Origin of the sequence: Corynebacterium mendelii, from assembly GCF_017307055.1 — a bacterium.
Taxonomy (GTDB): domain Bacteria; phylum Actinomycetota; class Actinomycetes; order Mycobacteriales; family Mycobacteriaceae; genus Corynebacterium; species Corynebacterium mendelii.
Window position 1 is genome coordinate 705,892 of record NZ_JAFLEQ010000008.1, and the last position, 6,392, is coordinate 712,283.

The window sequence follows — 6,392 nt, forward strand, 5'->3', positions numbered from 1 at the left end:
CCCCGCCGGAGCCTCCGGGGGACAGGCGGCGACCGCCGCCGCAAGGCCGCCGATGATGGCGGGGATGGGGCCTGCCGGGGCAGCCGGGAAAGGAGGCAAAAACCAGCGGATGACCATCACCGATCCGGAACGCGAACCCAACCGGCAGGCTGTTGTCGGTGACGCCGGGGCCGACGCCGCGCCACAGATCATCGGCGACTGGTCCCGCCAGTAGCGGGACCAACCGGATGGTCTTTCCGTACCGTATCGAGGGGGCGGTGCGGGAGGATCTCCCCGGTCAAGCCCGCGCCGTCCGGTCCGCCGGAGTGGCTGGGCAGCTGTGTTCCGTACCGTATCGAGGGGGCGGTGCGGGAAGCCCCCAGCCACCCCGGCGGCCATGGCACAGGTGTTTTTTCCGGCCGTCGCGGCGGTGTCTGTGGCGTCGACTTCGCCGGTGGTACCGGGCCGGCGGGGTGGACGGAGTCGTCACCCGCGGTCGCCCATGCGCACCGCTTTCCCGCAGGCGATCGCCATGAGCAGGATTTTCTTCCTGCCGTTGACAGAGGCCCGGGTGGTCATCACCGTGCTGGCGGGCATGGAATCGATGGTGTCGGTCAACGATTCGAAAAGATCGTGTGCGGCCAGTACCGCGGCCCGGGCCGAGTAGGGCAGATGGGGGATCGCCCGGCGGGCGCAGTCCAAATCATCGCGGATCTCTGCGACGAGAGCGTCTTTTTTCTGTTCCGTCAGCACGTCGGCGGTGCCTTCGAAATAGGTTCTGCCCAAACTGGTGCGGTCTTCGCCCAGGTCCCTGAGGAAATTGATTTTCTGGAAAGCGGCCCCCAACCGGCGGGCGCCTTCATGCAGTGTCCCGGCTGTGGCGGGGTCGGGGGTGGTGCCCCGCAGAAACACTGACAGGCACATCAATCCGATGACCTCCGCGGAACCGTAGATGTAGTCGCCCAGTGATCTGTCACCGTAGGAATCGGTGTCGATGTCGGCCCGCATGGAGCGGAAAAAAGCGCGCAGATGCTCTTTGTCGATGCTGCAGGAGCGGGCGGTCAGGCCGAAGGCGTGTACTGCCGGGTTGGTGGAGAACCCGCTGTCGATGGTGCGGTAGACATCCTTTTCGAAGGCGTCGAGTTCGGCGCGGATCTGTTCGTCTGAGTAACCGGCATCGGCGGCTGTGCCGTCGACGATTTCGTCGGCGATGCGCACCACCGCATACAGATTCCGGATGTCGTCGCGCACCGCCGGCCGCAGCAGTTTGGTGGCCAGGGAAAAACTCGTGGAGTATCCGGCAATGACCGCGGCCGCCGACGTGACGGCCATGGTGTTGAAATCCTCCAGCGAGGTGGTTCTTTCAGGCATTGCTGTGTCCTCTGATGGCGGCGGCGACCGCCGCCAGACTGTCGCGTGCGGGGCGAGACAGTGCCGGCCCGCCGTGATCGGGACCGGATGCAATCAGCTGCTCGGCGCGGCGGACATGCTCGTCGCGCAGCCCGGTGACCGCGGCGATGGTACCGGAGTCGAGGAGAATTTTTTCCACTTTGCCCCGCGGGTCGTCGGTTTCGTGGGCGGCGGCGACAACGCTGTCCCACACCCCGATGCGGCTGGCGTGTTCCTGCAGCAGGGTGGCTCTGGCGTGGAGGATATCGCCCAGCGGATCTTTGCCGCTTTCGTCTTTGTTCTGGGTGATCGAATTGATGTCGTCACCCAGCTGGTAGGCCAGTCCCAGATGTCGGCCGATCTCCGAGAGTGTCCTGACATCCCCGCGTCGCCCGGCGACGATGGCACCCGCCGCCAACGGCGCCTGGAAGGTGTAGGCGGCGGTTTTCAGCTCTGTGGCGTATTCGGCGGTCCCCGGTGACGGTTCCACCCCCGGCAGGGAGTGGTGGATGTCGAGGAATTCCCCGGTGATCGAATCATTGGCGCAGGCGGTGACCAGCAAAACCAGATCCCGGACGGTGCCTGAATCCGCCCCGCATCCGGCCACCATCCGGATCGCCGAGTTCAGGGCCGCGCACCCGGCCAGTGCCGCCACCGAATTGCCGTGGTGTCCGGCACTGTCAAGCCCGTGCAGCCGGTGTGCCCGGTCCCTGATCACCGCGTGCAGCGCAGGCTTCCCGCGCCGGAAATCATCGCGGTCAATGACATCGTCGAGAACCAGAAAACCGGCGTGCATCAAATCGAAAGCGGCACCGACAACCACATCTTCCCGCGGGGGATCACCGGCCGGCCGGTCTGCGGCCACATGCACCAGTGTGGCGCGGATGTGTTTGCCGCCGCAGGCAAGCTCACCCACTTTTTCGACGGCAAGACCCGCTTCCGGGTCCAGTTCAGCCAGCACGGGTATGCGTCGGTCGAGGGCGGCGGCGAGAAACGCCACCGATGCCGCCGTGCGGGCGGCGAAAGGGGAGGCGACGGACGATTCCATGACTCCGATTGTGGCATGTCACCGGGCAACGTACCGGAATAACCCTCTTGAACAGAAGATTTGCCATCCTTCGCCACGGACGTTGGGGTGTGGGGGTGGCCGCCGACACCACAGATGCTGCGGTGGGCGGCAGGGTGGGGGACGGCGCACCGCCGGCTAAGCCGGGGGCAGCGGTTAGAGTGGTTGCATGACGGACAATCCCACTGCTGACACACCCGAGCTGGTGGTGCTGGCCGACAGCGACGGCCGCCCGGCGGGAACCTGCCTGAAAAGTGAGGTTCACTCCACCACCACGCCGCTGCATTTCGCTTTCTCCTGCTATCTGCTGGATGCGCAGGGGCGGGTTTTGTTGACCCGGCGGGCGCTGGGGAAGAAAACCTGGCCGGGAGTGTGGACCAATTCCATGTGCGGCCACCCCGCGCCCGGGGAGGATCCGGCCGCGGCGCTGGTGCGCCGCGGCGCCGAGGAACTCGGCATCGACGCGGACAATATTGTCGGTGTTGAGGTGGTGTTGCCCGATTTCAGCTACCGGGCGGTGGATTCCTCCGGGATTGTCGAACACGAAATCTGCCCGGTGTTTCTGGCCCGCCTGGCCGATCCCGGCGGCGTCAATCCGCTGCGGCACGAAGTCGACAGCGAACACTGGGTGGATGCCGCCAGTCTGGTGACCGCGGTGCGGTCGACACCGTTTGCTTTTTCCCCGTGGATGGTCCAGCAGCTGGCCGACCCGCGGCTGGTCAGCGCCCTGGGAGTGGCGCCGGACACCACCGGGCAATAACCCGGAACCTTTGGTTGCCGCCCGCCGGCACAGCGGTGTGTGTTCCCGCCCCCGGGTCATCGGTGAACCGGGGGCGGGAGAAAAGCAACGGCTTTTTTATTTTTCGCCGGTCAACCGGGCGACCGCATCCAGGGGGATACTGACCCAGTCGGGGCGGTTGTTGGCCTCGTAGACCACCTCGTAGAGGGCTTTGTCCAGGATGAAGGCATCCAGTACCACCGGGGAACCGATGGGGCCGTAGCCGTCGAGGAAACTGTCGCGGTTGGCGGTGAACCACTGCTGCGGATCAGCCGGGCCCTGGTGCCGGCCGGTCATTTTTTCGTGGAAATGGGCCGCATAGTCGAAAGAACGGATCATCCCGGCGACATCGCGCAAGGCACTGTCGGGCTCGCGGCGTTGCGCCACCGGGCGGGCCGGTTCACCCTCGAAATCGATGAGCAGAAATTCCCCGTCGCGGTAGAGGGTCTGCCCCAGATGCAGGTCCCCGTGGATGCGCTGCACCGGAATGGTTTCACCGTCCAGGCGCCGGTAGAAATCCTCCACCGCCCGGGCGTAGGGGGCCAGAACAGGGGCCTGCCCGACCAGGGAGCGGCAGCGGGAAACCAGCCGGTGGGCAAGGGCGGCCCCGTCAATGGTTGAGGTGGGAAATTCGGCGGCCAGATCACGGTGCACGCCTCCGGTGGCGGTGCCCAGCAGTGTGGCGTAGCCGGTGAAATCGGTGTCCGCAGCGGCCCGGTCGATGGCTGTCCGCCAGCCGTCTTCGGCCCCGCGGGCGAATTCCTGCACCATGGCGGTGACGGTGGTACGGCCGTCGATGGTGGTGTCCATCCAGCCGCGCAGCGGGGCGATGTGGGCGCAGCCGCGCCGCGACAGGCCGGTCAACAGCTCGATTTCCGGGTTCGGCCCGGGGGCGAGTTTGCGGAAATATTTCACCATCACCATATCGGTGTCGCCGTCACCGAAAATAAGCGATGTGTTGGACTGCTCCCCGGAGATCGCCCGTCCGGAAAGACCGGCCGGCACAACCGGGTCGCTGAGTGCATGCAGCTGCCCGTCACCGGTGGGCCGGCCTGCGGCGATCAGCTGCCCGCAGGCGGTTGCCACGGGAGCGTCCCGCAGCCTGTCGGCACCGGTGTCGTCGACGAACAGCTGGTAGTAGTCGGTGTCCCCGCCGGAGTCGACGGCGGTTAAACACCAGGTGGTTCCGGCCGGTCCGGGGGAGGAGGCGATCACCTCGACAGCGTCGATGCCGGCGGATTTGGCGCCGAAGAAACGCTCGGTGGCAAGATGTGCCGCGATCTGGTCAGGAGTGGGTGCGGTGGGGGTGTTCACGGTGGTTGAAAAGATCACTTCCATCAAACGGGTGCGGACAGGTCTGGTGCGGTTGCCGGCTCGTTAATCCCGCTCGGCGCCCGGGTCTTCCAGGGAGAACCAGAAAAAGCCGTGCGGGGCGAGGGTGAGCATGAAAGGCAGTTCACCGATGGTGGGGAAGGGCTCACCACCGGTCAGCTCCACCGGGACCCGTCCGTTGAACTCCCGCAAATCCAGTTGCACCGGCTGCGGGCGGTTGGACATGTTGTTGACGCACATGATCACTTCGTGCCTGGTTTCGCGCAGGTAAGCCAGCACCGTGTCGTTGGTGGCGTCGATTTCCCGGTAGCCGCCGATGCCGAAGGCCTTGTGCTGTTTGCGGACATGGATGAGGTTGCGGTTCCACTTCAGCAGCGAGTTTTCGGCTTTCATCTGTGATTCCACATTGACCGCGTGGTAGCCGAAGTTGGCGTTTTGGATGGTCGGCAGATACAGCCGCTCGGGGTCGCAGGCGGAGAAACCGGCGTTGCGGTCCGCCGACCACTGCATCGGGGTGCGCACCCCGTCGCGGTCGCCGAGCCAGATATTGTCGCCCATGCCGATTTCGTCGCCGTAGTACAAAACCGGCGACCCCGGCAGCGACAGCAGCAGCGCGTTGAGCAGTTCGATCTGGTTGCGGTCGCCTTCCAGCAGCGGTGCCAGGCGGCGGCGGATACCGATATTGGCCCGCATCCGCGGATCGGTGGCGTACTGGGAGTACATGTAGGCCCGCTCGTCGTCGGTGACCATCTCCAGGGTCAGCTCGTCGTGGTTGCGCAGGAAAATACCCCATTGCGCCGAATCGGGGATATCCGGGGTGGCTTTCAAAATGTCACTGATCGGGGTGCGGGATTCCTGGCGCACAGCCATGAAAATCCGCGGCATGAGCGGAAAGTGGAACGCCATGTGGCATTCGTCGCCGACATCGGGTTCCCCGAAGTATTCGACGACGTCTGCCGGCCACTGGTTGGCTTCGGCCAGCAGCACCCGGCCCGGGTATTCGTCTTCGACCAGCTGGCGGCAGCGTTTGAGAAACGCATGGGTTTCGGGAAGGTTCTCGCAGTTGGTGCCTTCACGTTCGAAGAGGTAGGGAACGGCATCCAGGCGGAATCCGTCCAGGCCCAAATCCAGCCAGAAACGGATCACATCCAGCATCGCCTCCTGGACTGCCGGATTGTCGTAGTTCAAATCCGGCTGGTGGGAGAAAAAGCGGTGCCAGTAGTAGGCGCCGCGTTCCTTGTCCCAAGTCCAGTTCGAGGTCTCGGTGTCGATGAAGATGATGCGGGCATCCTCGTATTTGCGGTCGGTTTGGCTCCACACGTAGAAATCCCCGTAGGGTCCGTCCGGGTCGCGGCGGGATTCCTGGAACCAGGGGTGCTGGTCGGAGGTGTGGTTGAGCACCAGGTCGGTGATCACGCGGATACCGCGCTGGTGGGCCTGGTCGACCAGTTCAACGAAATCGTCGACGGTGCCGAATTCGGGCAGCACCTCACGGAAGTTGCGGATATCGTAGCCGCCGTCACGCAGCGGTGAATCATAAAACGGCGGCAGCCACAGGCAGTCCACCCCCAGCCAGGTGAGGTAGTCGAGTTTTTCGGTCAGGCCCTTCAAATCCCCGGATCCGGTGTCGGTGGAGTCGTTGAAGGCGCGCACCAGCACCTCATAGAACACCGCTTCCTTGTACCACTGCGGGGTGGGGCGTTCCCACGGGTTTTCCCCCGGCGCCGGCGTCGGGGTGGCATACGCGTCGGAGGTCGGCTCAACAATCAGGCCGTCGCCGTCAACTTTCGGCTGCGCGGTGGAATCGGGGATGAAGGTGGTGGACTTGTCGTCGGTCATGGTTTCCAA

General features: G+C 64.9%; 5 protein-coding genes and 1 pseudogene. 2 read left to right on the top strand and 4 right to left on the bottom strand.

Annotation, left to right across the window (positions count from 1 at the left end; all coding sequences use genetic code 11):
- Window positions 1-214 (top strand): annotated as a pseudogene (locus JZY06_RS06270) (hypothetical protein); the annotation flags it as partial.
- 251 nt (window positions 215-465) lie between these two features.
- Here JZY06_RS06270 and JZY06_RS06275 read toward each other — a convergent pair.
- Both JZY06_RS06275 and JZY06_RS06280 read right to left on the bottom strand, forming a co-directional pair.
- Entirely contained in the window at window positions 466-1,350 is an 885-nt protein-coding gene (locus tag JZY06_RS06275; RefSeq protein ID WP_207278669.1) for a phytoene/squalene synthase family protein, read from the bottom strand.
- The gene (locus JZY06_RS06280) at window positions 1,343-2,416 is read right to left on the bottom strand and encodes a polyprenyl synthetase family protein (RefSeq protein WP_207278670.1); all 1,074 of its coding nucleotides are present in this window, start codon (window positions 2,414-2,416) and stop codon (window positions 1,343-1,345) included. Before JZY06_RS06280 ends, JZY06_RS06275 begins: the two co-directional genes overlap by 8 nt.
- Before the next feature lie 187 nt (window positions 2,417-2,603).
- On the opposite strand from JZY06_RS06280, the gene idi reads away from it, so the two are divergent.
- On the top strand, window positions 2,604-3,194 hold the full coding sequence (idi, locus tag JZY06_RS06285) for an isopentenyl-diphosphate Delta-isomerase (protein WP_207278671.1): 591 nt from the start codon (window positions 2,604-2,606) through the stop codon (window positions 3,192-3,194).
- 96 nt (window positions 3,195-3,290) lie between these two features.
- On the opposite strand, the gene JZY06_RS06290 is transcribed toward idi, so the two are convergent.
- On the bottom strand, window positions 3,291-4,526 hold the full coding sequence (locus JZY06_RS06290; RefSeq protein ID WP_242516667.1) for a hypothetical protein: 1,236 nt from the start codon (window positions 4,524-4,526) through the stop codon (window positions 3,291-3,293).
- A gap of 63 nt (window positions 4,527-4,589) precedes the next feature.
- Window positions 4,590-6,383: a maltose alpha-D-glucosyltransferase gene (treS, locus tag JZY06_RS06295; protein WP_207278769.1), complete on the bottom strand. Its 1,794-nt coding sequence runs from the start codon at window positions 6,381-6,383 to the stop codon at window positions 4,590-4,592.
- Window positions 6,384-6,392 lie beyond the last annotated feature (9 nt).

What these genes read in the sequence shown, in the direction of transcription:
- treS (WP_207278769.1), bottom strand. Translation starts at nt 6,383, where the DNA reads ATGACCGACGACAAGTCCACCACCTTCATCCCCGATTCCACCGCGCAG.
- JZY06_RS06280 (WP_207278670.1), bottom strand. Translation starts at nt 2,416, where the DNA reads ATGGAATCGTCCGTCGCCTCCCCTTTCGCCGCCCGCACGGCGGCATCG.
- idi (WP_207278671.1), top strand. Translation starts at nt 2,604, where the DNA reads ATGACGGACAATCCCACTGCTGACACACCCGAGCTGGTGGTGCTGGCC.
- JZY06_RS06275 (WP_207278669.1), bottom strand. Translation starts at nt 1,350, where the DNA reads ATGCCTGAAAGAACCACCTCGCTGGAGGATTTCAACACCATGGCCGTC.